The 26,083-nt window shown below is 68.4% G+C and carries 23 protein-coding genes and 1 tRNA gene; 22 read left to right on the top strand and 2 right to left on the bottom strand.

Translation table 11 applies throughout. From position 1 onward, the window contains the following. The first annotated feature begins 127 nt into the window (after nucleotides 1–127). From rpoZ to pyk, 21 genes are all read left to right on the top strand, one after another. The gene (rpoZ, locus tag C3B61_RS05765; protein WP_066595628.1) at nucleotides 128–385 is read left to right on the top strand and encodes a DNA-directed RNA polymerase subunit omega; all 258 of its coding nucleotides are present in this window, start codon (nucleotides 128–130) and stop codon (nucleotides 383–385) included. A 30-nt stretch (nucleotides 386–415) separates the two neighbouring features. Next, nucleotides 416–1,681, top strand: coding sequence for a bifunctional phosphopantothenoylcysteine decarboxylase/phosphopantothenate--cysteine ligase CoaBC (gene coaBC, locus C3B61_RS05760; protein WP_103459834.1), 1,266 nt, complete (start codon nucleotides 416–418; stop codon nucleotides 1,679–1,681). Nucleotides 1,682–1,790: 109 nt separating this feature from the next. Then, nucleotides 1,791–2,984, top strand: coding sequence for a methionine adenosyltransferase (gene metK / locus C3B61_RS05755; RefSeq protein ID WP_088456278.1), 1,194 nt, complete (start codon nucleotides 1,791–1,793; stop codon nucleotides 2,982–2,984). A 16-nt stretch (nucleotides 2,985–3,000) separates the two neighbouring features. Then, a complete protein-coding gene (locus C3B61_RS05750; RefSeq protein ID WP_103459833.1) occupies nucleotides 3,001–5,091 on the top strand; it encodes a primosomal protein N' family DNA-binding protein in 2,091 nt (696 codons plus the stop codon). Then, nucleotides 5,092–6,009, top strand: coding sequence for a methionyl-tRNA formyltransferase (gene fmt, locus C3B61_RS05745; RefSeq protein ID WP_103459832.1), 918 nt, complete (start codon nucleotides 5,092–5,094; stop codon nucleotides 6,007–6,009). After that, nucleotides 6,006–7,436 carry an RsmB/NOP family class I SAM-dependent RNA methyltransferase gene (locus C3B61_RS05740; RefSeq protein WP_103459831.1) on the top strand — a complete coding sequence of 477 codons (1,431 nt, stop codon included), beginning with the start codon at nucleotides 6,006–6,008 and terminating at the stop codon, nucleotides 7,434–7,436. The genes fmt and C3B61_RS05740 overlap by 4 nt, the downstream gene beginning before the upstream one ends. 74 nt (nucleotides 7,437–7,510) lie before the next feature. Continuing rightward, nucleotides 7,511–8,176 carry a ribulose-phosphate 3-epimerase gene (gene rpe, locus C3B61_RS05735; RefSeq protein ID WP_103459830.1) on the top strand — a complete coding sequence of 222 codons (666 nt, stop codon included), beginning with the start codon at nucleotides 7,511–7,513 and terminating at the stop codon, nucleotides 8,174–8,176. A 25-nt stretch (nucleotides 8,177–8,201) separates the two neighbouring features. Beyond that, entirely contained in the window at nucleotides 8,202–8,465 is a 264-nt protein-coding gene (locus C3B61_RS05730; protein WP_088456273.1) for a phosphoribosyl-ATP diphosphatase, read from the top strand. 59 nt (nucleotides 8,466–8,524) lie between these two features. Beyond that, nucleotides 8,525–9,364: an ATP phosphoribosyltransferase gene (gene hisG / locus C3B61_RS05725; protein ID WP_088456272.1), complete on the top strand. Its 840-nt coding sequence runs from the start codon at nucleotides 8,525–8,527 to the stop codon at nucleotides 9,362–9,364. A gap of 2 nt (nucleotides 9,365–9,366) precedes the next feature. Beyond that, on the top strand, nucleotides 9,367–10,131 hold the full coding sequence (hisF, locus tag C3B61_RS05720; protein WP_088456271.1) for an imidazole glycerol phosphate synthase subunit HisF: 765 nt from the start codon (nucleotides 9,367–9,369) through the stop codon (nucleotides 10,129–10,131). Beyond that, nucleotides 10,128–10,490 (top strand): phosphoribosyl-AMP cyclohydrolase, encoded by a 363-nt coding sequence (gene hisI / locus C3B61_RS05715; protein ID WP_088456270.1) that lies wholly within the window; start codon nucleotides 10,128–10,130, stop codon nucleotides 10,488–10,490. Before hisF ends, hisI begins: the two co-directional genes overlap by 4 nt. Continuing rightward, complete coding sequence (locus C3B61_RS05710) at nucleotides 10,487–12,010, top strand: anthranilate synthase component I (protein ID WP_103459829.1); 1,524 nt, start codon at nucleotides 10,487–10,489, stop codon at nucleotides 12,008–12,010. Before hisI ends, C3B61_RS05710 begins: the two co-directional genes overlap by 4 nt. Next, nucleotides 12,011–12,622, top strand: coding sequence for a Trp biosynthesis-associated membrane protein (locus C3B61_RS05705; protein WP_103459828.1), 612 nt, complete (start codon nucleotides 12,011–12,013; stop codon nucleotides 12,620–12,622). Nucleotides 12,623–12,680: 58 nt separating this feature from the next. Beyond that, nucleotides 12,681–12,902 carry a DUF6704 family protein gene (locus C3B61_RS05700; protein ID WP_103459827.1) on the top strand — a complete coding sequence of 74 codons (222 nt, stop codon included), beginning with the start codon at nucleotides 12,681–12,683 and terminating at the stop codon, nucleotides 12,900–12,902. 4 nt (nucleotides 12,903–12,906) lie between these two features. After that, nucleotides 12,907–13,689 (top strand): indole-3-glycerol phosphate synthase TrpC, encoded by a 783-nt coding sequence (gene trpC / locus C3B61_RS05695; RefSeq protein WP_088456266.1) that lies wholly within the window; start codon nucleotides 12,907–12,909, stop codon nucleotides 13,687–13,689. Further along, the gene (trpB, locus tag C3B61_RS05690) at nucleotides 13,690–14,916 is read left to right on the top strand and encodes a tryptophan synthase subunit beta (RefSeq protein ID WP_088456265.1); all 1,227 of its coding nucleotides are present in this window, start codon (nucleotides 13,690–13,692) and stop codon (nucleotides 14,914–14,916) included. It begins immediately after the preceding gene. Continuing rightward, nucleotides 14,913–15,734 carry a tryptophan synthase subunit alpha gene (trpA, locus tag C3B61_RS05685; RefSeq protein WP_103459826.1) on the top strand — a complete coding sequence of 274 codons (822 nt, stop codon included), beginning with the start codon at nucleotides 14,913–14,915 and terminating at the stop codon, nucleotides 15,732–15,734. The genes trpB and trpA overlap by 4 nt, the downstream gene beginning before the upstream one ends. A 146-nt stretch (nucleotides 15,735–15,880) precedes the next feature. Further along, on the top strand, nucleotides 15,881–16,855 hold the full coding sequence (gene lgt / locus C3B61_RS05680) for a prolipoprotein diacylglyceryl transferase (RefSeq protein ID WP_370289942.1): 975 nt from the start codon (nucleotides 15,881–15,883) through the stop codon (nucleotides 16,853–16,855). 117 nt (nucleotides 16,856–16,972) lie between these two features. After that, a complete protein-coding gene (gltB, locus tag C3B61_RS05675) occupies nucleotides 16,973–21,550 on the top strand; it encodes a glutamate synthase large subunit (RefSeq protein ID WP_103459825.1) in 4,578 nt (1,525 codons plus the stop codon). Then, nucleotides 21,543–23,000, top strand: coding sequence for a glutamate synthase subunit beta (locus C3B61_RS05670; protein ID WP_088456262.1), 1,458 nt, complete (start codon nucleotides 21,543–21,545; stop codon nucleotides 22,998–23,000). Before gltB ends, C3B61_RS05670 begins: the two co-directional genes overlap by 8 nt. Nucleotides 23,001–23,089: 89 nt before the next feature. Continuing rightward, nucleotides 23,090–24,535, top strand: coding sequence for a pyruvate kinase (gene pyk / locus C3B61_RS05665; RefSeq protein WP_088456261.1), 1,446 nt, complete (start codon nucleotides 23,090–23,092; stop codon nucleotides 24,533–24,535). Nucleotides 24,536–24,806: 271 nt separating this feature from the next. Here pyk and C3B61_RS05660 read toward each other — a convergent pair. Further along, a tRNA-Leu gene (locus C3B61_RS05660) sits at nucleotides 24,807–24,892 on the bottom strand. A gap of 38 nt (nucleotides 24,893–24,930) precedes the next feature. Between C3B61_RS05660 and C3B61_RS05655 the strand changes: the two genes are divergently transcribed. Further along, a complete protein-coding gene (locus C3B61_RS05655; protein WP_066595563.1) occupies nucleotides 24,931–25,536 on the top strand; it encodes an ANTAR domain-containing response regulator in 606 nt (201 codons plus the stop codon). 90 nt (nucleotides 25,537–25,626) lie between these two features. Here the strand turns inward: C3B61_RS05655 and C3B61_RS05650 are convergent, their stop codons facing one another. Further along, nucleotides 25,627–26,067, bottom strand: a complete 441-nt coding sequence (locus tag C3B61_RS05650) for a PaaI family thioesterase (RefSeq protein ID WP_103459824.1) — start codon at nucleotides 26,065–26,067, stop codon at nucleotides 25,627–25,629. Nucleotides 26,068–26,083 lie beyond the last annotated feature (16 nt).

Genomic DNA, 26,083 nt, shown 5'->3' with positions numbered 1-26,083 from the left:
TACTTGAATTCCTCGCGTCGACCAGGCGCATCAACGTGGTCAATGTCCGGTTTCCGGCCACGGAAACCAACGGAATGACCGCGCAGCCCGTACATTTTGCTTGAACAGCATGAAGGAGTGTGACAGCGTGCCCAACAAGCCCACTGGCATCATTGACCCGCCCATCGACGACCTGCTCACCAAGGTCGATTCCAAGTACGCCCTGGTGATCTTCGCCTCCAAGCGCGCCCGCCAGATCAACGACTACTACGCAGACCTTCACGAAGGCAGCCTGTTCGACAACGTCGGACCGCTCGTCGACTCCACCGTCGACGACAAGCCGCTCTCCGTGGCGCTGCGCGAAATCAACGAGGACAAGCTCACCTCGAAGCCCATCGTCGAATAACTCGACGCAGCTCTCACGTAAGCGCGCAGGATGTCGACTGGTCGCACGATAGTCGTCGGGGTAACCGGCGGCATCGCTGCCTATAAGGCCGTCAACGTCGTGCGCGCTTTTGTGCTGCTCGGGGACGACGTCCACGTCGTCGCCACGGAGGCTGCACTGCGGTTCGTCGGCAAGCCGACGCTCGAGGCGATCTCCCGCAACCCCGTGCACACCGACCTCTACGAGGGCGTTGCCGAGGTGCGTCACGTGGCCATCGGCCAGTCCGCCGACCTCATCGTGATCGCCCCTGCCACCGCCAACAGCATCGCCAAGATTGCCCTCGGCCTGGCCGACGACCTGCTGGGCAACACCATCCTCGCCAGCACCGCACCGCTCGTGATCGCCCCCGCGATGCACACCGAGATGTGGAACAACCCCGCCACGGTGGCCAACATCGCCACGCTCCGCCGTCGGGGCGTCACCATCGTCGGACCGGGCATCGGCCGGTTGACCGGCTCCGATTCCGGGCAGGGCCGGATGGAAGAACCCGACGCCATCGTGGACGCCGCCCTCGCCGCCCTCGCCGCCCACCGCGCGGACACCCCCGCGAGTGTTCAGGTACCGGACCTGGCCGGCCGGCACGTGCTGATCAGCGCCGGCGGCACCCGAGAACCCCTCGATCCCGTGCGCTTCCTCGGCAACCGGTCCAGCGGGCGCCAGGGCGTCGCGTTGGCCGAAGCGGCCCTGGCCAGGGGAGCCGTCGTGACCCTGGTCGCCGCGCACCTAGAGGTCGCTGCACCGTCCGGCGCTTCCGTGCACAGCGTCAGCACCACCCTGGAACTGCAGCAGGCGATGCGGGACGCCGCCGCAGCCGCCGACATCGTCATCATGGCCGCCGCCGTCGCGGACTACCGGCCCGCGGAGGTGCAGGACGGCAAGATCAAGAAGGATGTGGCGGGAGACCGGGTCACCCTCGACCTGGTGCGGAACCCCGACGTGCTCGTTGGCCTCGTGCAGGACCGGCGCCCCGGTCAGGTCATCGTGGGGTTCGCCGCCGAAACCGAAGCCGACGACACGGCGCGCCGCGAACTCGGCCGCACCAAGATCCTCCGCAAGGGCTGCGACCTCCTGGTACTCAACAGGGTCGGTTGGACGCAGGGGTTCGCCACCGAACGTAATCAAATCGAGGTCCTGGACGGCGCCGGGGATATAGTGATGGAGGCCGACGGAACGAAATTGTCGGTGGCCCACCGTATTCTCGACAGCATCCTGGGCAGCAGCATCGACGCCATCCGAGCGGACGCACCCGTCTCTTGAGTCGGTGTCGCCTGGGCCGACGTCACCCGGGCCCTGAGCGTTCAGGCATGCTCGCACCCGCACACCAATCAACCGCAGCACATTTATCCAAGAATTGAGACGAGCCCCGATGAGCGATCTTCGCCTCTTCACCTCGGAGTCGGTCACCGAAGGCCACCCGGACAAGATCTGCGACCAGATCTCCGACAGCATCCTCGACGCCCTCCTCACCGAAGACCCGCACAGCCGGGTCGCGGTGGAGACTCTCGTCACCACCGGCCTCGTTCACGTGGCCGGTGAGGTCACCACGGCGGGCTACGTCGAGATCCCGTCGATCGTGCGCAAGTGCATCACCGACATCGGCTACGACTCCTCCGACGTCTGGTTCGACGGCCGCTCCTGCGGTGTCGAGATCTCCATCGGCGGGCAGTCTCCCGACATCGCCCAGGGTGTCGACGACGCCTACGAAAGCCGGGAGCAGGACAGCCTGGACGACTACGACCGCCAGGGCGCCGGCGACCAGGGCATCATGTTCGGTTACGCCACCCGCGAGACCCCCGAGCTGATGCCGATCCCGATCTGGATCGCGCACCGCATGGCCGAACGCCTCGCCGAGGTCCGCAAGTCCGGAGAACTGAGTTACCTCCGGCCCGACGGCAAGACCCAGGTCACCATCGGATACGACGGTATCGTTCCCCGCACCGTCGAAACCGTCGTGCTCTCCACCCAGCACTCCCCGTCAGTGCGCACGGAGCAGCTGCGCGCCGAGATCGCCGAACTCGTCATCAAGCCCGTGCTCGAGCGCGTCGACCTCGACGCGAGCAATCTGCGCACCCTGGTGAACCCCACCGGCCGGTTCGAGATCGGCGGCCCCCAGGGCGACGCCGGACTCACGGGACGCAAGATCATCATCGACACCTACGGCGGATCCAGCCGGCACGGTGGCGGTGCGTTCAGCGGCAAGGACCCGTCCAAGGTCGACCGCTCCGCCGCATACGCCATGCGCTGGGTCGCCAAGAACGCCGTCGCCGCCGGACTGGCCGAGCGACTCGAGATCCAGGTGGCGTACGCCATCGGCACCGCCTCCCCGGTGGGCCTCTACGTGGAAACCTTCGGCACCGGCGCCCTGCCGGACAAGGACATCACCGCCGCCATCCGCGAGGTCTTCGACCTGCGACCCGCCGCGATCATCCACGACCTGGACCTGCTGCGGCCGATCTACGCCCAGACCGCGACCTACGGCCACTTCGGCCGCGAACTGCCCGACTTCACCTGGGAACGACTCGACAGGGTTGATGACCTGAGAAGCGCAGCCGGACTCTGAAGCCTGGAGGCCGCAGATGACCCGCACCGGCCTCATCGCGAGGGTGCTGATCGACTCGCCCCTGCCGCAGCTGGACCATCTCTTTGATTACGCCATTCCCGACGAGCTGGCGCACCTCGCCCAGCCCGGGGTGCGGGTGCGGGTTCCGTTGCGCTCGGCGAACCGAGTGGCCGACGGGTACCTGATCGAGCTGATCGACCCTAAGCAGGCCGCGGCGACGGTCGCTCCGACCGAGGGGGCGACCCTGGACGGCATCGACGGCGCCGACACCGGCTACAGCGGCAAGCTCAGCCCGGTCGACTCGATAGTGTCCGCCGTACCCGTGCTCACCGAGCCCGTCTGGCAGCTCGCCCGGCGCCTGGCCGACCGGGCGGCCGGCAACGCGAGCGACATCGTGCGCCTGGCCGTGCCGCCCCGCGCCGTGCGGGTGGAAAAGGCCTGGCTCGCCGCACGGGACGCCACACCCGATGCGCCGGCCACGAATCCGGCCGACCCGCTGGCCGAACCCGGTTTCGCCGAATACCCGCCGGAAACACTCGGCACCATCGTGGCCGACCGGCTGCGCATCTGCGTCGCCGCGGTGCCCAGCCTGGTGCGTCTGCCCGGCCCGGACGACGGCGGCAGCACCGTGGGTACCTGGGCGATCACCATGGCAGAACTCGCCGTATCGGCGCTGCGCCAGGGCAAGAGCAGCATCCTGGTGGTGCCGGACTACCGCGACCAGGACCAGCTTCAGGCCGCCCTGACGACGCTGGCGCCCGCGGACGACGTCGTCCGCGTCGACGCCAGGCAGAGCAATCCGGACCGCTACCGCGGTTTCCTCACCCTCCTCGAGGGCCGGCCGCGGATCATCCTCGGCAACCGGTCCGCGGTGTATGCCCCCGCGCACGACCTCGGCCTGATCGTGCTGTGGGACGACGGCGACCCGCTCTACGGCGAACAGCTCAGTCCCTACGTGCACGCCCGCGACGCCGCCCTGATCCGCCGGGAGGCCGCCGACTGCGCGCTGGTCTTCATCGGCCACTCGCGCAGCGTGGAGACCGAACGACTGGTCGAGATCGGTTGGTTGCGCGCCGTGCACCCCACCCGCGACAGCCACCCCCGGGTGATCCCCACCACCTTCCAGTCCGAACCCGACGCACAGGCCAGGGCCGCCCGCATCCCGTCAGCGGCGTGGCTCACCGCGAAGGAGGCCGTGCGGAACGGACCCGTGCTGGTGCAGGTCGCCAGTCCCGGCTACGCACCGATGCTGGCCTGCCGCTCCTGCGGAAAAGCCGCCCGATGCACTCAGTGCCAGGGACCGCTGGCCCTCGCCAATGCCAACGCCACACCCGCCTGCCGCTGGTGCGGCCACCTCGCCGCCGGCTGGCACTGCTCGCACTGCGAGGCCACCACCCTGCGCGTGGTCACCGTCGGCACCGGCCGCACCGCCGAGGAGCTCGGCCGGGCCTTCCCTGGCTCCCGGGTTATCGTCGCCGACGGCGAGCACACCGTGCAGACCATCGGGCCCGAGCCCGCCCTGGTGATCGCCACCCGCGGCGCCGAGCCGATACCCCGCAACGGCTACAGCGCCATCCTGCTGCTCGACGGCGAACGGATGCTCGCCCGCGAGTCGCTGCGGGTGGGGGAGGACTGCCTGCGCTGGTGGGCCAACGCCGCCGCGCTGGCCGCTCCCGGCGCCTCAGTGATGCTCGCAGGAGTGGGCGGGGCCCTCGCCCACGCCCTGAACACCTGGCAGCCAGGTCCTTACGCCGCCGCCGAACTCGTCGACCGCCGCCAGCTACGCTTCCCGCCTGCGGTGCGGGTGGCCTCCGTCACCGGAACCACCGCGGAGGTCGAGACGGCCATCGAGTCGCTGGCCGAGCTGCCCGGTCTCGACGTGCTCGGCCCGGTCAGCCACGACCCCGCCGGCCCCGCCCAGAAGACCGGCGGGCCCGCGCTGGTGCGCGCCATCGTGCGGTTCGGCTACCCGCTCGGCGACGAGGTCGCCCGCACCCTCAAAGCCGCCATCGTGCGCAACGCGGCCAGCCGACGCAAGCCCAAGGGCGCCGCGTTCCGCCCTGCACCTACACTCAAAGTACGATTCGACGACCCGGAGCTGCTGTAAATGAAACTCGTCTTCGCCGGGACCCCACAGGTTGCCGTGCCCAGCCTGACCCTCCTGGCCTCCTCTGACCATGAGATCGCCGCCGTGGTGACCCGCCCGGATGCCGCCCTCGGTCGCAAACGCGTGCTCACACCGTCACCGGTGGCCGCTGCCGCTGACACCCTCGGCCTGCCCGTCATCAAGGCCAACCGGCTCGACGCCGACGCGACCGCGGCCATCACCGCCCTGAACGCCGACCTCGGCGTCATCGTGGCCTACGGCGGCCTGGTGCGAGAGCCCCTGCTCTCCGCGCCCCGCCTGGGCTGGATCAACCTGCACTTCTCCCTGTTGCCCCGCTGGCGCGGTGCGGCGCCCGTGCAACGCGCGATCATGGCCGGAGACGCCGAGACCGGTGCCGCCGTGTTCCAGCTCGTCGCCGACCTCGACGCCGGAGCCGTCTTCGCCGAGCTCAGGGTGCCCATCGGCCGGCACGCCACCGCGGGCACCCTGCTGGAGAGCCTCAGCCACAGCGGTGCCGAACTGCTCCGACGCGTCGTCGACGACCTCGCAGCCGGCAGCATCCGGGCCGTCGAACAGAGCGGCGAGGTCACCCTCGCCCCCAAGCTCAACCTCGCCGACGCGCGGGTGGACTGGACGCTGCCCGGTGAGAGGGTCCACGCCATCATCCGCGGCGTCACCCCCGAACCCGGCGCATTCACCGAGATCGACGGCGCCAGACTCAAACTCCACGACGTGGCCCCATCACACGGCCAACCCGGCCTCAGCCCCGGCCACATCACCCTCCACGACAAACGCGTTCTGATCGGCACCGGCACGGAGCCGCTCGAACTCATCACCGTACAACCGGCAGGAAAAACCCCAATGAAAGCACTTGACTGGTGGCGCGGAGTGGCAGCATCCGAGGTGATCGCCTCATGAGCGACCGCCGGGGCGACTCCCGCCCCAACGCTGCCCGCACGAGCGCTGCACGTCCAAGTTACGTCGTGCAGCCCGCCCGCCGGGTCGCCTACGAGGTGATCGCGGCCGTCCGCGAATCCGACGCGTACGCGAACCTGTTGCTGCCCACCCGCATCCAGCGGGCGGCGCTCAACACGGCGGACGCCGCGCTGGCCACCGAGCTCACCTACGGCACCCTGCGCATGCAGGGCTTCTACGACAGGGTCATCGCCGAGGCCGCCGGCCGGCCCGTCACGGCCATCGACCCGGCCATCCTCGACGTGCTCAGGCTCGGCGCGCACCAACTGCTGGCCACCCGCGTCGCCACCCACGCCGCCGTCAACGAATCCGTCGAACTCGCCCGCCAGGTGGGCTCACGCTCCGCGACGGGCTTCACCAACGGTGTGCTGCGCGCGATCGCCCGGGTCAGCGCCGACGAGTGGCGCGAACGCATCCTCGCCGACACCACGTCGCCGGACGACACCCTCGCGGCCCTGTATTCGCACCCGGTCTGGGTGGTGCGGGCGTTCCGGCAGTCCCTGCGCCAAGAGGGTCGCGAAGCAGAACTCGAAGAGCTCCTCGCCGCCGACAACGCCGCACCGCGGGTCAACATGGTGGCGCTACCCGGCCTCGCCGGGTACACCGCCGAGCTGGGTGACCCCAACGCCTTCTCGCCCACGGGCTTCGTGCTCGCCGGGGGAGACCCGCACCACCTGATGAAGGACAGCAACGGTCGCCTGCGGGTGCAGGACGAGGGCTCCCAGCTCGCCGCCCTCGCCCTCAGCCGCGCCCGCCCGGTCGTGGAGGGCGAGCGCTGGCTCGACCTGTGCGCCGGACCCGGCGGCAAGGCCGCCCTGCTCGCCGCGGAGGCCCTGAACGGCGGCGCCAGCCTCGTCGCCAACGAGGTCGTCCCGGCAAGGGCACAGTTGGTGCGGGCGGCGCTGGCCGCTGTTCCCGCCGACGTGCCCGTGTGGGAGATGGACGGCACCTGGGTCGGCGAGGACCAGCCGCAGGTCTTCGACCGGATCCTGCTCGACGCCCCCTGCACCGGGCTCGGCGCCCTGCGCCGGCGCCCCGAGGCGCGCTGGCGGAAGCAGCCCAAGGACGTCGCGGAGCTCTCCGACCTGCAGTCCGCCCTGATCCACGCGGCGCTCGGCGCCCTCAAGCCCGGCGGCATCCTGGCCTACGTCACCTGCTCGCCGCACATCGCCGAGACCCGGGGGATCGTGGCGACCGCCCGCAAGGCCTGGGGCGACAAGATCGCGCCGATGGACACGGCCGCGGTGTTGCAGGGCCTGGCCGTGCAGCCGCTGGACCTGGCCGGCGACCCCGGCAGCGTGCAGCTCTGGCCGCACCGGCACGGCACCGACGCGATGTTCATCACCCTGCTGCAGCGGCAGCCGGACTGACGGGCCGCACTGAGCCGCCGCACCGAGCCGCCGCACTGAGCGGCCCGCCGGCGGCGATTCGGTAGGGTGAAACCATGGTTACCCGGATCAACCCGAGCATTCTCGCCGCAGACTTCGCCAACCTGGAAAGGGAATTCGGCCGCATCAGCACCGCCGACCTCGCCCACGTCGACGTCATGGACAACCACTTCGTGCCGAACCTCACCCTCGGCCTGCCCGTCGTGGAACGCCTCCTGCAGGTGTCCCCGATCCCGTTGGACATCCACCTGATGATCGACGACCCCGACCGCTGGGCGCCCGCATACGCCGAGGCCGGCGCCTACTCGGTGACCTTCCACGCCGAAGCGGCCACGGATGCCGTCGCCCTGGCCCGGCGCCTGCGCGCTATCGGCGCCAGGGCCGGCATCGCCCTCAAGCCCGGCACCCCGGTCGAGCCCTACCTCGACCTGCTCGACGAGTTCGACCAGGTGCTGGTCATGACGGTCGAGCCGGGCTTCGGCGGGCAGAGCTTCATGGCGTCGACAATGCCCAAGCTCAGCCTCCTGGCCGACGCCGTGCGGCAGCGGGGCCTCGACGTCTGGCTGCAGGTCGACGGTGGCATCACCGAGGACACCATCGCACAGGCCGCCGCGGCCGGCGCCAACACCTTCGTGGCCGGTTCCAGCGTCTTCAACGGCGACCCGGCCGGGCAGATCGCCCGGCTCCGCTCGGCCGCCGAGCTGCACGCGCACGCGCACTAGCGTGCCGGACCGGTAACCTGTAGAGGTGAAAACATTCGACGACCTGTTCGCTGAGCTGAGCCAGAAGGCTCTTGACCGCCCGATTGGGTCCGGTACCGTCCGTGAACTTGACGCCGGGGTGCATGCCATCGGCAAGAAGATCGTCGAAGAGGCCGCAGAAGTCTGGATGGCCGCCGAGTACCAGAGCGACACCGAAACCGCTGAAGAGATATCGCAGCTGATCTACCACCTGCAGGTCCTGATGGTGGCGAAGGGGCTTTCCCCCGAGGACGTCTACCGACATCTGTGATGTCGTCACCTCGCGAAACCCACCCGCCTTTGGCAAGACCCACCTTTGGAAAGATTGACATGTTGAGAATCGCTGTGCCCAACAAGGGCTCGCTCGCCGAGACCGCCGCCCAGATGCTGTCGGAGGCCGGCTACAACGGCCGCCGCGACCCGCGCGACCTGGTCGTGGCCGACCCGCACAACGACGTGGAGTTCTTCTACCTGCGTCCCCGCGACATCGCCACCTACGTCGGCAGCGGCGCGCTGGACGTCGGCATCACCGGCCGTGACCTGCTGCTGGACTCCCGTTCGACCGCCGGCGAAATCGCCAGCCTCGACTTCGGTGATTCCACCTTCCGCTTCGCCGGGCCCGCCGGCCGCTTCAGCGAGCTCACCGACCTCGAGGGCCTCAGGGTAGCGACGAGTTACCCCGGCCTGGTCGGCACCTTCCTGGCCGGTCACGGCGTCACCGTCGACCTGGTCACCCTCGACGGCGCCGTCGAATCCGCCGTTCAGCTCGGCGTGGCGGATGCCGTCGCCGACGTCGTCTCCACCGGCTCCACCCTGCGGAAAGCCGGCCTGCAGATCTTCGGCCCGGTCATCCTCGAGTCGACCGCGGTGCTCATCACCTCCGAGAACGAGCACGCGGGCATCAACACCCTGCTGCGTCGCCTGCAGGGCGTGCTCGTGGCCCGCCAGTACGTGCTTGTGGACTACGACGTGCACGTGGACAACCTCGACGCCGCCTGCCAGGCCGCGTCCGGAATCGAGTCGCCCACGATCTCGTCACTGCGCGACCCGAACTGGGTGGCCGTACGGGTGATGATCCCGCGGCTGGACACCAACAGCGTGATGGACCGGCTCTACGAGCTCGGCGCCCGCGCCATCCTCGTCACCTCGATCCACAACGCCCGGTTGTAACCATGGGCCTCGCCGTTCGAGTGATCCCGTGCCTCGACGTGGCCAACGGCCGCGTCGTCAAGGGTGTCAACTTCCAGAACCTGCGCGATGCCGGTGACCCCGTCGAACTCGCCAAGCGGTACTACGAGCAGGGCGCGGACGAACTCACCTTCCTCGACGTGACAGCCACCGTCGACGACCGCTCGACGACCTATGACGTGGTGCGGGCCACAGCCGAGCAGGTCTTCATCCCGCTCACCGTCGGCGGCGGCATCCGAAGCGTCGACGACGTGTCCAGGCTGCAGGCCAGCGGCGCAGACAAGGTGGGCGTGAACAGCGCCGCCATCCTGCGGCCGGCGCTGATCTCCGAGATCGCCGACAGGTACGGCGCCCAGGTGCTGGTGCTCTCCCTCGACGTCAAACGCAGCCAGCGCATGCCCTCCGGTTTTGTGGTCACCACGCACGGCGGCCGCACCGAAACCGACCTGGACGCCCTCGCCTGGGCCCGCCAGGCGATCGAACTGGGAGCCGGCGAACTGCTGGTGAACAGCATCGACGCCGACGGCACCAAGGCCGGCTTCGACCTCGAACTGATCACGATCATGCGCGAGCTCAGCACCGTCCCGGTGATCGCGTCCGGGGGAGCGGGCCTTCTCGAGCACTTCCCGCCGGCGATCACGGCGGGAGCCGACGCCGTGCTGGCCGCCTCCGTCTTCCACAGCGGAGACCTGACGATTGGCGACGTCAAGCGTGAGCTTGCCGACGCCGGAATGGTGGTGCGCCGATGAACGTCGACGCCGCTCTGGACTCCGCCCGCTTCGACGCCACCGGGCTGCTGCCCGCCGTGATCCAGCAGTGGGACAGCGCCGAGGTGCTGATGCTGGGCTGGATGGACCGTGAGGCCCTCCGACGCACCCTCACCGAGGGACGCGTCACCTTCTGGTCCCGCAGCCGGCAGGAGTACTGGCGCAAGGGCGACACCTCCGGCCACGCCCAGTTCGTGCGTTCAGCGGCCCTGGACTGCGACGCCGACACCCTCGTCGTGCAGGTCGAGCAGATCGGCGCGGCCTGCCACACCGGCACGCACACCTGCTTCGACGGTCGTGGCATCGACGTGACCGGGATCCTCCCCGAGGCTCAGCGATGAGCGCCGGCTCGACCACGCTGGAGACCTTCGCCGGCCTGCTCGGCGAGCACCGGGTGATCCCGGTGATCCGGGAGCTCTTCGCCGACGGCGAGACGCCGGTGGGCATCTACCGCAAACTCGCCAACGGCACCGCGGGCAGTTTCCTGCTCGAATCCGCCGAACAGGGCGGCATCTGGTCGCGGTTCTCGTTCGTCGGGGTGTCCTCCTTCGGTGTGCTCACCCAGTCCGGCGACGACACCGCCTGGCTCGACTACGGTGTCTCCGCCGAGCGGGCCTTCGGTGGCGCCACCGACCTGGCGCCGCTCAACGCGCTCGCCTACCTCTACGAGCGCTGGCAGACGCCGCGGCTGCCCGAGCACCCGCCGCTGACCGGCGGCCTGGTCGGCTTCATCGGTTGGGAGGCCATCCGCCAGATCGAGCGACTGCCCAACCGTCCGCCGGCGGACTACGACGTGCCCGGCCAGGCGTTCAGCTTCGTGGCCGACCTCGTCGTGATTGACCACAAGTACGGCACCGTGCAGCTCATCGCCAACGTGCTCAACGACGGCACCGACCCCACGGATGCCCTGTGGCCGGCCGCCCAGGCGCGCCTGGACGCCCTGCAGACCCGGCTCACCCAGCCGGCCGAGGTCTTCGTGTCCGAGGTCGACCTATCCACCCCGGCGGCCCCGCAGCACCGCACCGAGCGAGCGGATTTCCTCGCCGCTGTCGGCACGTCCAAACAACACATCGTCGACGGCGACGTGTTCCAGGTCGTCATCTCGCAGCGCTTCGATCAGGAATGCACCGCGGACCCGATCGACGTCTACAGGGTGCTCCGCAGCCTCAACCCCAGCCCGTACATGTACCTGCTCAGCCTCGAGTCCACCAGCGGCGAGCCGTATTCGATCGTCGGGTCCTCACCCGAGGCGCTGGTGAAGGTCGCGAACACCCGGGTCTTCACCCATCCCATCGCCGGGTCCAAGCCCCGCGGCGCGACACCGGAGGCCGACGCCGACTTCGAAACCGAGCTCGCCGGCGACCCCAAGGAGCGCGCCGAGCACCTCATGCTCGTCGATCTGGCGCGCAACGACCTGCTCAAGGTCTGCCGCGCCGGATCGGTGGAGGTGACGGAGTTCATGCGCATCGAACGGTTCAGCCACATCATGCACCTGGTCTCCTCGGTCGAGGGGGACCTACTGCCGGAGATGACCGCGATCGACGTCTTCAGGGCCACGTTCCCGGCCGGCACCCTCTCCGGTGCGCCAAAGCCACGGGCGCTGGAGATCATCGACTCCCTCGAACCGGCCCAGCGCGGCGTGTACGGCGGGGTGGTGGGCTACTTCGGTTTCGCCGGCGACGCCGACCTGGCCATCGCCATCCGCACCGCGACGATCATGAACGGTGTCGCGTATGTGCAGGCCGGCGGTGGGCTCGTCGCCGACTCCGATCCGGCGTCGGAGTTCCAGGAGTCCCAGAACAAGGCCGCGGCCCCGCTCCGCGCCGTCGCCGTGGCCAACGCGATGACCCGGGTGTACTGAATGACGCCGCCGCGCCGCATCAAGCCGACCCTGATCCTGGCCGTTATTGCCGCGAGCGGGCTCGCCCTGCTGGCCTGGACCCAGGTCTGGGTGACCGTGCGGCTCGCCGCGGACGGCACCACCCAGCAGGTCCTCGACGTCACCGGCAGCATCGCGGCGCCGGGCCTGACCGCCCTTGCCCTGGCCGGGCTCGCCCTGGCCGGGGCGCTCACCATCGCCGGCGTGGTCATCCGCACCATCCTGGGCCTGCTCGAAGCGCTCCTCGGAGTCAGCGTCATCCTCTCCGCCGCGCTGGCCCTGGCCGACCCTATCGGCGCGAGCGCCGCAGCTGTCACCACCGCCACGGGCCTCGCCGGCGTCGACTCCACCCGCTCGGCGGTGAGCAGCGCCGAGCTGACCTTCTGGCCGTTCCTGGCCCTCGCCGCCGGCATCCTGATGCTCATCGTCGGCCTCGTCGTGTGCGTCACCGCCCGGCGTTGGCCCGGCCCGACCACGCGCTACGAGAGCACCCGCCTGGAACCGGAGACGGATGCCACGACCGGCCAGGGGCGCCCCCGTGACGCCGTCGACGACTGGGACGGCCTCACCAGGGGCGACGACCCCACCGTCTGACCTGACTAACCCGGCAAGCTAGAATTGTCCCGCACGCCCACTGACCTTTAGGAGAACCATGAGCTTCGAGTCGGCAGACCCCGGCCACGGCCATTCGACGGCGGCCTGGACCGCAGTCACCATCATGCTGATCGCTTTCGGCATCGGCACCGTCGCGTTCTTTTTCGAGGTCGTCTGGCTCGTCTGGGCATCGGCCGTCCTCCTACTCCTCGGCCTCGTCGCCGGCTGGATCATGGCCAAGGCGGGCTACGGCGCGGCGTCGGTCGACGGAAGCCACTGACACAGTGCCCTCCGACCTCCTCGCAGAACTTCTCACCGGTTCGCTCGCCGACGCCGAGACCCGCAGGCTGGACCGCCCCCTGGCGACCGTAGAGGCCGAGGCGCTCGCCCAGGCTCCGGCCCTCGACGCGTTACACGCTCTCGCACCGTCCGACCGGGTGAAGATCATCGCCGAGGTCAAACGCGCCAGCCCGTCCCGCGGCCCCCTGGCCGAGATCACCGACCCGGCCGCACTGGCCGTATCCTATGAGTTCGGTGGCGCCAGCGCCATCAGCGTGCTCACCGAGGGTCGCCGGTTCCTCGGCTCGTTGGCCGACCTGGAACAGGTCAAGGCGTCCGTGTCGATTCCCGTGCTGCGCAAGGACTTCATCGGCACCGCGTACCAGGTTCTCGAAGCGCGCGCGGCGGGAGCTGACCTCGTGCTGCTCATCGTCGCAGCCCTGGACCAGACCACCCTGGGCGCCCTGCACAGCCTGGTGCTCGAACTGGGCATGACCCCGCTGGTCGAGACGCACAGCGCGGACGAGGTCGAGCGGGCGTTGGACGTCGGCGCCAACCTCGTCGGCGTGAACGCCAGAAACCTCAGCACCTTCGAACTCGACCAGAACCTCTTCGCGAGCCTGGCCGACCGCATCCCCGCCGGCGTCGTCCGCGTGGCGGAGTCCGCGGTCAAGACCGCCGCCGACGTGGCGCACTACCGCGCCGCGGGCGCCGACGTCGTGCTGGTCGGTGAAGCCCTCGTCACCAGCGATCCCATTCTCACCCTCAACGAATTCCTGGCGGTATAGATGTCCAGCGCAAATCCTTCCCTCCGCGCGCAGTCCGGCCCCTACTTCGGCGATTTCGGCGGCAGGTTCGTGCCGGAGTCCCTGGTGGCCGCCCTCGATGAGCTCTCGGCCGAGTACGCCCTCGCCAAGGCCGACCCGGCCTTCGCCGCCGAATTGTCCGAGCTGCACCGCAGCTACACCGGACGGCCGTCGCTGATCACCGAGGTGCCCCGATTCGCCGCACACGGCGGCGGTGCCCGCATCATCCTCAAGCGCGAGGACCTCAACCACACCGGCTCCCACAAGATCAACAACGTTCTCGGCCAGGTGCTGCTCACCAAGCGCATCGGCAAGAAGCGGGTGATCGCCGAAACCGGCGCCGGTCAGCACGGCGTCGCCACGGCGACCGCCGCCGCCCTCTTCGGGCTGGACTGCGTGGTCTACATGGGTGAGGTCGACACGGAGCGCCAGGCGCTCAACGTCGCCCGAATGCGTCTGCTCGGCGCCGAGGTCGTCTCGGTGAAGACAGGCTCCCGCACCCTGAAGGACGCCATCAACGACGCGATGCGTGACTGGGTCACCAACGTGGAGACCACCAACTACGTCTTCGGCACCGTTGCCGGCCCGCACCCGTTCCCCGCCATGGTGCGGGACTTCCAGAAGATCATCGGTGAAGAGGCCAGGCAGCAGGTGCTCGACCTCACCGGGCGGCTGCCCGACGCCGTCACCGCCTGCGTCGGGGGCGGTTCCAACGCCATGGGCATCTTCCACGCGTTCCTCGACGACCCCGAGGTGGCACTGTACGGCTACGAGGCCGGCGGCGAAGGCATCGAGGGCCTGCGGCACGCCGCGACCCTCACCAAAGGCCGCCCCGGCGTGTTGCACGGCGCGCGCAGCATGATGCTGCAGGACGAAGACGGTCAGACCGTCGAGTCCCACTCGATTTCCGCCGGCCTCGACTACCCGGGCGTCGGTCCCGAGCACGCCTGGTTGGCCAGCATCGGCCGGGCCAGCTACCTGCCCGTCACCGACGCCGAGGCCATGGACTCACTGCGCCTACTCAGCCGCACCGAGGGCATCATTCCCGCCATCGAATCGGCGCACGCCCTGGCAGGGACCCTGGAGCTGGGCAAACAGCTCGGCCCGGATTCGATCATCCTGGTCAACCTTTCGGGTCGCGGCGACAAGGACATGGAAACCGCCGGCCGCTACTTCGACCTTCTCGACGCTGGAGCGCAGCAACTGTGACGAACGCAAGTACCGGTTACACAAGCACCGTCGAGACCACGATCGCCGCGCGCCGGGCCGCCGGGGGCGGCGCCCTGATCGGGTACCTGCCGGTCGGCTTCCCCACCCTGACCGAGAGCATCGACGCCGCCGTCGCGATTGCCACGAGCGGGGTCGATATCCTCGAACTCGGTCTGCCGTACTCCGACCCCGTCATGGACGGCCCGGTCATCCAGGCGGCCACCCAGCAGGCCCTGGCCAACGGTTTCCGCCTGCGGCACGGGTTCGAGGCCGTCGCCGCGATCACAGGCCAGGTCGACACCCCGGTGCTGATGATGACCTACTGGAACCCCGTGCTGCAGTACGGCGTCGACAGGTTCGCCGACGACCTGGCCGCCGCCGGGGGAGCCGGGCTGATCACGCCGGACCTGATTCCCGACGACGCTCAGACCTGGCTGGATGCCAGTGAGCGCGCCGGCCTCGACAGGGTCTTCCTGGCCGCCCCCTCGTCCTCGGACGAGCGACTGGTGCAGGCCGTCACCCGAAGTCGCGGATTCGTCTACGCGGTCTCCACCATGGGCATCACCGGAGCCCGGTCCGATGTGGACTCGGCTGCCCGGGTACTCGTCACCCGCCTGCGGGAAGCCGGCTCCGTCAACGCCTGCGTCGGCCTGGGAATCTCCACCCCCGCCCAGGTGCGCGAGGTGCTGGAGTACGCCGACGGCGCCATCGTCGGCTCCGCGCTGGTGAAGTCACTGTCCGTCGGGGGAGTCGACGCCGTCGCAACCCTCGCGGCGGAACTGGCCGCCGGCGCCCGCGACATCCGCGCCGCCGTCTAGCGTTGCCGTCCAACCCTGTTGTCTGACCCCGTCGGCCGATCTCGCCGTCAGGTCCCTGCGTTTATGCCATCCCGTTTAGGGTAAATTGTCCGAGGCGGTCGATCGACCGGCTCCCAGTGACCAGAGTGTCACGATGAAAGGTTGTTGTGGTGTCGTTGCCCTTGAGCATTCCGAGCCCTGAGTGGAGCTTCTTCGACCTGGGGCCGTTCCGCATCCACGCGTATGCGATCTGCATCCTGATCGGTATCTTCCTGGCCACCGCGATGACCTCGCGGCGGCTGACGAAGCGCGGCGGCGAGCCCGGCGTGGTGCTGGACATCATCCTCTGGGCCGTGCCGCTGGGCATCGTCGGAGCCCGGATTTTCCACGTGCTCACCCACCCCAACGACTACTTCTACGACGGAGCGAACCTCTGGGACGTCTTCGCGGTGTGGAAGGGCGGCATCGCCATCTTCGGCGCACTGCTCGGCGGCGCCGTCGGCGCGTACATCGGCACCCGACGCGCCGGCATCCGGTTCTGGTCGTTCGCCGACGCCCTGGCCCCGGGTATGCTCCTCGCCCAGGCCATGGGGCGACTCGGCAACTGGTTCAATCACGAGCTGTTCGGCCTGCCCACCACGCTCCCGTGGGGCCTGGAGATTTCGACCGACAACCCCGCGTACCCCGTCGGCCTGCCCGCCGGCACCCTCTTCCACCCCACCTTCCTGTACGAGATCGTCTGGAATCTGGTCGGTGTCGCCGTCATCCTCATCCTCGAACGCAAGTTCCGGCTGCGCTGGGGCACCGCGTTCGGCGTCTACCTGATCTGGTACGGCGCGGGACGCAGCGTGTTCGAATCGATCCGCGTCGACCCGAGCGAGATCTTCTTCGGCCTCCGCACCAACGTGTGGGCCGCCCTGTTCGCCATCCTGGTCGGGCTGATCATCATCCTCGTGCAGAGCAGACGGCACACCGGAATCGAACTGAGCCCGTACCTGCCCGGGCGCGAGTGGAAGCCGGTCGACCCTGAGGTAGAATCTGGTGAAACCGATTCCGTTTTCGAGGATCACGGCAATGAGGCTGATGAACCCGTTGAATCACGCGACGTCGACGCCACAAGCACAACCGACTCCCGCCCCTAACCGCGGTCATCCCACCCGGTCCACGGTTTTCGCCCTCCATTTCGGGCGGAGTGGCTTCTCTTCTTCCCGCGGGCCAACGTCGTCCCCACCTGCCAGTCATTTTGTGAGGACGGTCTAATGACGCAGCAACCCCTCTTCTCCAGGTTCAGTAGTGTTCCCTCAGCCCAGGGGCTCTACAACCCGCACGACGAACGTGATGCCTGCGGTCTCGCCATGGTCGCCACCCTGCGGGGAACGGCCGGACACGACATCATCACGCGAGCGCTCGACGCACTGCGCAACCTCGAACATCGCGGTGCGGTCGGTTCCGACGCCGGAACAGGCGACGGCGCCGGAATCGTCACCCAGATCCCGGATGAGTTCTTCCGTGCGGTGTCCACGTTCGACCTGCCCGACGCCGGACGGTACGCCGTCGGCAACGTCTTCCTGCCTACCGAGCCCACCGCTCGCAGCGCGGTCAAGAGCGCCATCGAGGCCATCGCCAAGGAGGAGAACCTCCACGTTCTCGGCTGGCGCGAGGTCCCGGTTCGCCCCGATGAGGTCGGCAACCTGGCGCGGGCCGCGATGCCCGCCATTCAGCAGCTGTACGTCTCCAGCAGCCGCACCACCGAGGACGGCCTGCCCCTGGCCGGGATCAACCTGGACCGCCAGGCCGTGCGGTTGCGGAAACGCTCCGAACGCGAGGTGGAGACCTACTTCGCGTCGTTGTCCTGCCGCACCATCGTGTACAAGGGCATGGTCACGACCCTCCAGCTGGAGCCGTTCTACCCCGACCTGTCCGACGAGCGCTTCGCCTCGAAGCTGGCGCTGGTGCACTCGCGGTACTCCACCAACACCTTCCCGTCCTGGCCGCTCGCGCAGCCGTTCCGGATGATCGCGCACAACGGCGAGATCAACACGGTGCAGGGCAACCGCAACTGGATGCGCGCCCGCCAGTCGCAGCTCGAATCGGAGCTGCTCGGCGACCTGAACCCGTTGTTCCCGATCGTCACCCCCGGCGCCAGCGACTCGGCGTCCTTCGATGAGGTCGTCGAACTGCTGAGCCTGTCCGGCCGGTCGCTGCCGCACGCCGTCATGATGATGGTGCCGGAGGCCTGGGAGAACCAGCCCGACCTGGACCGTGACCGCCGAGCGTTCTACGAGTACCACTCCATGTTGATGGAACCGTGGGACGGCCCCGCCGCCATCGTCTTCACCGACGGCACCCTCGTCGGCGCAACCCTGGACCGCAACGGTCTGCGGCCCGGCCGCTACGTGATCACCGACGACGGACTCGTCGTGCTCGCCAGCGAGATCGGCGTCATCGACGTCGACCCCGCCCGGGTGGTCCGCAAGGGCCGCCTGCAGCCCGGCAAGATGTTCCTCGTCGACACCGAGGCCGGCCGCATCATCGAAGATGAGGAGATCAAGGGCGACCTCGCCGCCAGCGAGCCCTGGGGCTCCTGGCTCGACGCCGGCCGGATCAACCTCAAGGACCTGCCGGAACGGGAGCACATCGTGCACCCGCCGGCATCCGTGGTCCGTCGCCAGCGCACTTTCGGCTACACCGAAGAAGAGGTACGCATCCTGCTGGCCCCGATGGCCCGCAACGGCGCGGAGCCGCTCGGCGCGATGGGCAGCGACACGCCCATCGCGGTGCTCAGCGAGCGCCCCCGGCTGCTCTTCGACTACTTCACCCAGCAGTTCGCGCAGGTGACGAACCCGCCGCTGGACTCGATCCGGGAAGAGGTCGTCACCAGCCTCAAGCTGGGCCTCGGCCCCGAGCTCAACCTGCTCGCGGCCGGCCCGGAGCACGCCCGCCAGGTGGTGCTCGACTTCCCGGTCATCGACAACGACGAGCTGGCCAAGATCCAGCACATCGACACGTCCCCCGGCAGCCGCACCACCACTACCATCCGTGGCCTCTACAGATTCGACGAGGGTCCCAGCGCACTCTCCAACCGGATCGAGGAAATGTGCCACGAGGTCGACGCGGCCATCGAGGACGGCGCGCTCTTCATCGTGCTGTCCGACCGGGACAGCACCAAGGACCTCGCGCCCATCCCGTCGCTGCTGATGATCGCGGCCGTGCACCACCACCTCATCCGCACCGAGAACCGGCTCAAGGTCGGCATCGTCGTGGAAGCCGGCGACGTGCGCGAGGTGCACCACGTGGCGCTCCTCATCGGGTATGGCGCCAGCGCCGTCAACCCGTACCTGGCCATGGAGACCTGCGAGGACCTGGTGCGCAGCGGCTTCATCACCACTGTCACGCCCGAGAAGGCTGTGAAGAACGTGATCAAGGCGCTCGGCAAGGGCGTGCTCAAGATCATGTCCAAGATGGGCATCTCCACGGTGTCGTCCTACGCCGGCGCGCAGACCTTCGAGGCCGTCGGCCTGAGCCAGGTCTTCATCGACCAGTACTTCACCGGCACCACGAGCAAGCTCGGCGGCGTCGGGATCGACGTGATCGCGGCCGAGAACCTCGAACGCCACACCGGCGCCTACCCGCCGGACGCCGCCGTCACCGTGCACGAGCGTCTCGCCACCGGCGGCGAATACCAGTGGCGTCGCGACGGTTCCCCGCACCTGTTCAACCCGGAAACCATCTTCAGGTTGCAGCACTCCACCCGCACCCGCCGCTACGACATCTTCAAGGAGTACACCAAGCTCGTCGACGACCAGTCGGAGAGCCTGATGACGCTGCGTGGCATGTTCGCCTTCAACATCGGGCAGCGAAAGCCCATCCCGATCGACGAGGTCGAGTCGGTCGCATCGATCGTGAAGAAGTTCTCCACCGGCGCGATGAGCTACGGCTCGATCTCGCAGGAGGCTCACGAGACCCTCGCCATCGCGATGAACCGGCTCGGCGGCAAGTCCAACACCGGTGAGGGCGGCGAGGACCTCGACCGTCTGCTCGACCCGACACGGCGGAGCGCGGTCAAGCAGGTCGCGTCCGGCCGGTTCGGCGTCACGAGCATGTACCTCACCCACGCCGACGACATCCAGATCAAGCTCGCCCAGGGTGCCAAGCCGGGGGAGGGCGGCCAGCTGCCGCCCACCAAGGTCTACCCGTGGGTCGCCCGCACCCGGCACGCCACCGCGGGCGTCGGCCTGATCTCGCCACCCCCGCACCACGACATCTACTCGATCGAAGACCTCAAGCAGCTGATCTTCGACCTCAAGCGGGCCAACCCGACGGCGCGCATCCACACCAAACTGGTCAGCCAGTCCGGTATCGGTGCCGTCGCGGCCGGCGTCGCCAAGGCGCTTTCCGACGTGATCCTGGTATCAGGACACGACGGCGGCACCGGCGCGAGCCCGCTCAACTCGCTCAAGCACGCCGGCACCCCCTGGGAACTCGGCCTGGCCGAGACCCAGCAGACCCTGATGCTGAACGGGATGCGCGACAGGGTCGTGCTCCAGGTCGACGGCCAGCTCAAGACCGGCCGTGACGTCGTCATCGGCGCCCTGCTCGGAGCTGAGGAGTTCGGTTTCGCCACCGCCCCGCTTATCGTCGAGGGCTGCATCATGATGCGGGTCTGCCACCTGGACACCTGCCCGGTCGGCGTCGCAACCCAGAACCCCGAGCTCCGCAAGCGGTTCAGCGGCAAGGCCGACTACGTGGTGAACTTCTTCGAGTTCATCGCGCAGGAGGTGCGCGAGTACCTCGCCGAGCTCGGCTTCCGGAGCCTCGACGAGGCCACCGGCCGCAAGGAACTGTTGAACGTGAACGGCGCCCTCAACCACTGGAAGGCATCCGGGCTCAACCTGGCGCCGATCCTGGTCGGCCCCGACTTCTCCGCCGGCGAACCAAGACGTTCCAGCCGGGAGCAGGAGCACGAACTCGACGAGCACTTCGACGTCGAGCTGATCAGGCAGAGCGCCAATGTGCTCGAGCACGGCGGCCAGGTCACGATCGCGCTGCCGATCCGGAACACCGAACGCGCCGTCGGCACCATGCTGGGCCACCAGGTGACCCTGCGGCACGGCGAGAACGGCCTGCCGGCCGGCTCCATCGACGTCACCCTGACCGGGTCGGCAGGGCAGTCCCTCGGTGCGTTCCTGCCCAGCGGCATCACCCTGCGCCTCGAGGGGGATTCCAACGACTACGTCGGCAAGGGCCTCTCCGGCGGGCAGATCATCGTGCGCCCCGACCGCGGCAGCGTCTTCGCGGCCGAGGAGAACGTGATCGCCGGAAACGTGATCGGCTACGGCGCCACCCTGGGCAGCATGTTCATCCGCGGCATCGTCGGTGAACGATTCCTGGTGCGCAACTCCGGTGCGACCGCCGTCGTCGAGGGGGTGGGCGACCACGCCCTCGAGTACATGACCGGTGGACTCGCCGTGATTCTCGGCGAGACCGGCCGTAACCTCGGCGCGGGCATGTCCGGCGGAACCGCATACATCTACCGGCTGCGCTCGGAGCTCGTCAACCGTGACTCGCTGGACTCCGGTGAACTCACCCTGCTGCCGCTCGGCAGCGCCGACATCGAAATCGTCGGTGACCTGCTGGAACAGCACCTGGAACAGACCGATTCTGTTCTGGCCGCGCGGCTCCTCGCCGACCGCGACACGACAATGAAGAACTTCGTCAAGGTGCTGCCGCGTGACTACGCAGCCGTCCTGGCGACGAGGCAGAGCGCCGTGGCCGAGGGGCTCGACCCCGACGGCGACGTGGTCTGGAACCGCATCTTGGAGGTAACCAATGGCTGACCCGAAGGGATTCCTGAAGACCACGGACCGGGAACTTCCCGCCCGTCGTCCGGTCTCCATCCGTCTGATGGACTGGAAAGAGGTCTACGAGGCCGGCGACTCCGCCGTGCTCAAGCGCCAGGCCGGCCGCTGCATGGACTGCGGCGTTCCGTTCTGCCACCAGGGCTGCCCGCTGGGCAACCTGATCCCGGAGTGGAACGACCTCACCTGGCGTGACGAAGGCCGGCAGGCCATCGAGCGTCTGCACGCGACGAACAACTTCCCCGAGTTCACCGGCCGGCTCTGCCCGGCACCGTGCGAGTCCGCCTGCGTCCTCGGCATCAACCAGCCGGCGGTGACCATCAAGCAGGTCGAGGTCTCGATCATCGACCAGGCCTTCGCCGAGGGCTGGGTCACTCCCCAGCCGCCCGGCCGACTCACCGGCAAGACCATCGCCGTCGTCGGCTCCGGACCGGCCGGACTCGCCGCCGCCCAGCAGCTGACCAGGGCCGGGCACACCGTGGCCGTGTTCGAACGCGACGACCGCATCGGCGGCCTGCTGCGCTACGGCATCCCGGACTTCAAAATGGAGAAGAAGCACCTCGACCTGCGTCTGTCCCAGATGACCGCAGAGGGCACCCGCTTCCGCGCCGGCGTCAACATCGGGGTGGACATCACCTGGACCGATCTGCGGGCCAGGTACGACGCTGTCGTCATCGCGACCGGCGCCATGGTGCCCCGCGACCTGCCGATTCCGGGGCGCGACTTGCCCGGGGTGCATTTCGCGATGGAATACCTCGTGCAGCAAAACAAGGTTGGCGCCGGCGACACCGTCGACAACCAGATCCTCGCCGAAGGCAAGCATGTCGTCGTGCTCGGCGGCGGTGACACCGGTGCGGACTGCATCGGCACCGCGAACCGTCAGCTGGCCGCCTCGGTGACCAACCTGGCCATCGGCAAGCAGCCCGGTGACAGCCGCCCGGAACACCAGCCCTGGCCGATGTCGCCGACCCTGTTCGAGGTATCCAGTGCCCACGAAGAGGGCGGCACGCGGGAATACCTCGCGTCCACCATCGAGTTCCTGGCCAACGACGCCGGTGAGGTGCGTGCCATCCGGGTCGCCGAAACCGAATATCTCGATGGCCGACGGGTGCCCAAAGCCGGAACCGAACGGGAGATTCCCGCTGATCTGGTGTTGCTGGCACTGGGCTTCACCGGTCCGGACAGCGCCGAACTGACCCATGATCTGCATCTGCCGCTCGACGACCGGAGTAATGTCGTCCGTGATAGTGATTACCAGACCAGCCACGAGGGTGTATTCGTTGCCGGAGATGCAGGCCGAGGTCAGTCGCTCATCGTATGGGCGATCGCCGAAGGACGCGCTGCTGCGGCAGCCGTCGATCGGTATCTCGAAGGCGAGACTCAACTGCCCGCCCCGGTGAAGCCGACGGATCATTCGTTTGCCATCTGAGCGTACGAACTGATTCCGCTGCCCATTCTCTCCAACCAACCGAACGCACCAATGCGCCACACCGGCGCGGAAACCGGAGATCCACCAGTATGAGACGCGCGAAAATCGTCGCCACCCTCGGGCCGGCAGCATCCAGCTACGAACAGATCCGCGCCATTATCGACGCCGGCGTTGACGTCTGCCGTATGAACCTGAGCCACGGTGACTACACCGTGCACGAAGGCGTTTACGCCAACATCCGGAAGGCAGCCAACGACTCCGGCCGTGCCGTCGCCGTGATGGTCGACCTGCAGGGCCCGAAGATCCGTCTGGGCAAGTTCGAGGGCGGACCGTACGACCTCGCCGTCGGCGACATCTTCAAGATCACCACCGAGGACATCCTCGGCACCAAGGAACTGTCCGGCACGACCTACAAGGGCCTGCCGAACGACGTCAAGCAGGGGGACTTCCTCCTGATCGACGACGGCAAGGTCAAGGTCGAGGTCGTCGAGACCGACGGCACCGTCGTGACCACGAAGGTCATCGTCGCCGGCCCGGTGTCGAACAACAAGGGCATCAACCTGCCCGGTGTTGCCGTCAACGTGCCCGCCCTGTCCGTCAAGGACGAGGCCGACCTGCGTTGGGGCCTGCGCCTCGGCACCGACCTCATCGCGCTGTCCTTCGTGCGCAACGCGGCCGACATCGACCGGGTGCACGAGATCATGGCCGAAGAGGGCCGCAAGGTTCCCGTCATCGCCAAGATCGAGAAGCCGCAGGCCGTCGAGGCCCTCGAGGGCATCGTCGACGCGTTCGACGCGATCATGGTGGCCCGTGGCGACCTGGGTGTCGAGCTTCCGCTCGAGGCCGTCCCGATCGTGCAGAAGCACGCCGTCGAACTGGCCCGCCGCATGGCGAAGCCGGTCATCGTCGCAACGCAGATGCTCGAATCGATGATCCACAGCCCCGTTCCCACGCGCGCGGAGACGTCCGACGTCGCCAACGCCGTGCTCGACGGTGCTGACGCGGTCATGCTCAGCGGCGAGACCAGCGTCGGCGAATACCCGGTGGTCACTGTTCAGACGATGGCGCGCATCGTGGCCTCCACCGAGGAGCACGGCCTGGAGCGGATCGCACCGCTCACCAACAAGCCGCGCACCCAGGGCGGCGCCATCACGCTGGCCGCCATCGAGGTCGCTGAATTCGTCGAGGCCAAGTACCTCTGCATCTTCACCGAGTCGGGAGACTCCGCGCGTCGTATGTCGCGCCTGCGCTCCTCGATCCCGATGCTGGCCTTCACCCCCGAGGCGAGCATCCGTCGTCGCCTCGCGTTGACCTGGGGCGTGCAGACGTACCTGGTCGACCGGGTGACCCACACCGACTCGATGTTCGGTCAGGTCGACGACATCCTGCTCGGCCAGGGCCTGGCTGAGATCGGCGACAAGGTCGTGGTGATCTCCGGATCCCCTCCCGGAATCGCGGGTTCGACGAACGACATCCGGGTTCACCGCATCGGTGACGCCCACAACGGTGTCGCTCCGGCGTACGCCCAGCAGTAAACGGCAGTACACCACGCAGTACACAACAGCCCCGCGGAGAAATCCGCGGGGCTGTTGTCGTGCCAGCGGCGAACAGCCTCTGAGCGGCCGTGCAAGACCGATGGACGCCTGTGCGCTCTGCGGGCGGACCGACGGCCGGATGCGGTGACCGATCGCTGAGACGGGCGTGTGCGGGCGCTGGGGCCCGCTGCGGGGGAGAAGGACGCCGATCAGGGGCAGAAACACCGCATGCCCGCCGCCGGTGGAACCGGGCAACGGGCATGCGGTGAAGTGGTACCGGTGGTGGGACTCGAACCCACACGTCCTTGCGAACAAAGCATTTTGAGTGCTCCGCGTCTGCCATTCCGCCACACCGGCTCACAACACCTGCACCAGAATACCGTAGGCTTTTGGCTGTGACCGACCAAGAGACAACTCCAGTACCCCCCCGCCGCGTCGTTGTAGCGGAGGATGAATCCCTCATCAGGCTCGACATCGTCGAGATCCTCCGAGACAACGGATTCGAAGTGGTGGGTGAAGCCGGCGACGGTGAGACCGCTGTGGCCCTGGCCACCGAGCTCCGCCCCGACCTGGTGATCATGGACGTCAAGATGCCGCACCTCGACGGGATCTCCGCCGCGGAACGCATCACCAAGGCCCACATCGCCCCGGTCGTACTGCTCACCGCGTTCAGCCAGAAGGAACTGGTCGAGCGCGCGAGCGAGGCCGGCGCCCTGGCGTACGTCGTGAAGCCGTTCACGCCGAATGACCTGCTGCCCGCGATCGAGATCGCCCTCTCGCGGTACAGCCAGATCATCACCCTCGAGGCCGAGGTCGCCGACCTGGTCGAACGTTTCGAGACGCGCAAGCTCGTCGACCGGGCCAAGGGCCTCCTCAACGAGAAGATGGGCCTGACCGAGCCGGAGGCGTTCCGCTGGATCCAGAAGGCGTCCATGGACCGCCGTCTGACCATGCACGATGTCGCACAGGCGATCATCGAACAGCTCTCCGCCAAAAAATAGGCTGCCAGCTAAGAAGTAGCCGGCACCACCGTCACGAAAAAAGCGGGTCCCTCCGGTGAGGGGCCCGCTTTTTCGTGCTCGCAGAGCGGATCAGCGTGCTACCGGCTGGTCCAGGATCAGGTTGGTGATGCGGATCGTCGAACAGCGTCGGCCCGCATCGTCGGTCACCACGATCTCGTGGGTGGTGAGCGTGCGCCCCAGGTGGATCGGGGTGCACACGGCGGTGACATACCCGGAGGTGGCCGAGCCGGTGTGGCTGGCGTTGATCTCGATGCCCACGGCGAGCTTGCCGGGGCCGGCGTGCAGGTTGGCCGACATCGACCCTAGCGACTCGCCCATCACCACGTACGCGCCTCCGTGCAGCAGCATGGCCGGCTGCGTGTTGCCCTCGACGGGCATCCGCGCCACGGCCCTCTCGAGTGAGAACTCGGTGAACTCGATGCCCATCTTGTCGGCCAGGTCGCCGGCGCCGCGTGCCTTCGTCCAGGCGAGGAAGTCGGTGGTGCTCTCGGGCGGGTTCTGCTCGGTCATGGTCACCTCGTGGCTC

Origin of the sequence: Cryobacterium zongtaii (assembly GCF_002909375.1) — a bacterium.
Lineage (GTDB): Bacteria > Actinomycetota > Actinomycetes > Actinomycetales > Microbacteriaceae > Cryobacterium > Cryobacterium zongtaii.
The sequence above is the reverse complement of the archived record's forward strand: the minus strand, read 5'-3'. Positions and strand labels throughout refer to the sequence as shown.

Bases quoted from the DNA above. Each gene is read 5' to 3' on its own strand.
- coaBC (WP_103459834.1), top strand. From the start codon at position 416: ATGTCGACTGGTCGCACGATAGTCGTCGGGGTAACCGGCGGCATCGCT.
- metK (WP_088456278.1), top strand. From the start codon at position 1,791: ATGAGCGATCTTCGCCTCTTCACCTCGGAGTCGGTCACCGAAGGCCAC.
- C3B61_RS05750 (WP_103459833.1), top strand. From the start codon at position 3,001: ATGACCCGCACCGGCCTCATCGCGAGGGTGCTGATCGACTCGCCCCTG.
- fmt (WP_103459832.1), top strand. From the start codon at position 5,092: ATGAAACTCGTCTTCGCCGGGACCCCACAGGTTGCCGTGCCCAGCCTG.
- C3B61_RS05740 (WP_103459831.1), top strand. From the start codon at position 6,006: ATGAGCGACCGCCGGGGCGACTCCCGCCCCAACGCTGCCCGCACGAGC.
- rpe (WP_103459830.1), top strand. From the start codon at position 7,511: ATGGTTACCCGGATCAACCCGAGCATTCTCGCCGCAGACTTCGCCAAC.
- hisG (WP_088456272.1), top strand. From the start codon at position 8,525: ATGTTGAGAATCGCTGTGCCCAACAAGGGCTCGCTCGCCGAGACCGCC.
- hisF (WP_088456271.1), top strand. From the start codon at position 9,367: ATGGGCCTCGCCGTTCGAGTGATCCCGTGCCTCGACGTGGCCAACGGC.
- hisI (WP_088456270.1), top strand. From the start codon at position 10,128: ATGAACGTCGACGCCGCTCTGGACTCCGCCCGCTTCGACGCCACCGGG.
- C3B61_RS05710 (WP_103459829.1), top strand. From the start codon at position 10,487: ATGAGCGCCGGCTCGACCACGCTGGAGACCTTCGCCGGCCTGCTCGGC.
- C3B61_RS05705 (WP_103459828.1), top strand. From the start codon at position 12,011: ATGACGCCGCCGCGCCGCATCAAGCCGACCCTGATCCTGGCCGTTATT.
- C3B61_RS05700 (WP_103459827.1), top strand. From the start codon at position 12,681: ATGAGCTTCGAGTCGGCAGACCCCGGCCACGGCCATTCGACGGCGGCC.
- trpB (WP_088456265.1), top strand. From the start codon at position 13,690: ATGTCCAGCGCAAATCCTTCCCTCCGCGCGCAGTCCGGCCCCTACTTC.
- gltB (WP_103459825.1), top strand. From the start codon at position 16,973: ATGACGCAGCAACCCCTCTTCTCCAGGTTCAGTAGTGTTCCCTCAGCC.
- C3B61_RS05670 (WP_088456262.1), top strand. From the start codon at position 21,543: ATGGCTGACCCGAAGGGATTCCTGAAGACCACGGACCGGGAACTTCCC.
- pyk (WP_088456261.1), top strand. From the start codon at position 23,090: ATGAGACGCGCGAAAATCGTCGCCACCCTCGGGCCGGCAGCATCCAGC.
- C3B61_RS05650 (WP_103459824.1), bottom strand. From the start codon at position 26,067: ATGACCGAGCAGAACCCGCCCGAGAGCACCACCGACTTCCTCGCCTGG.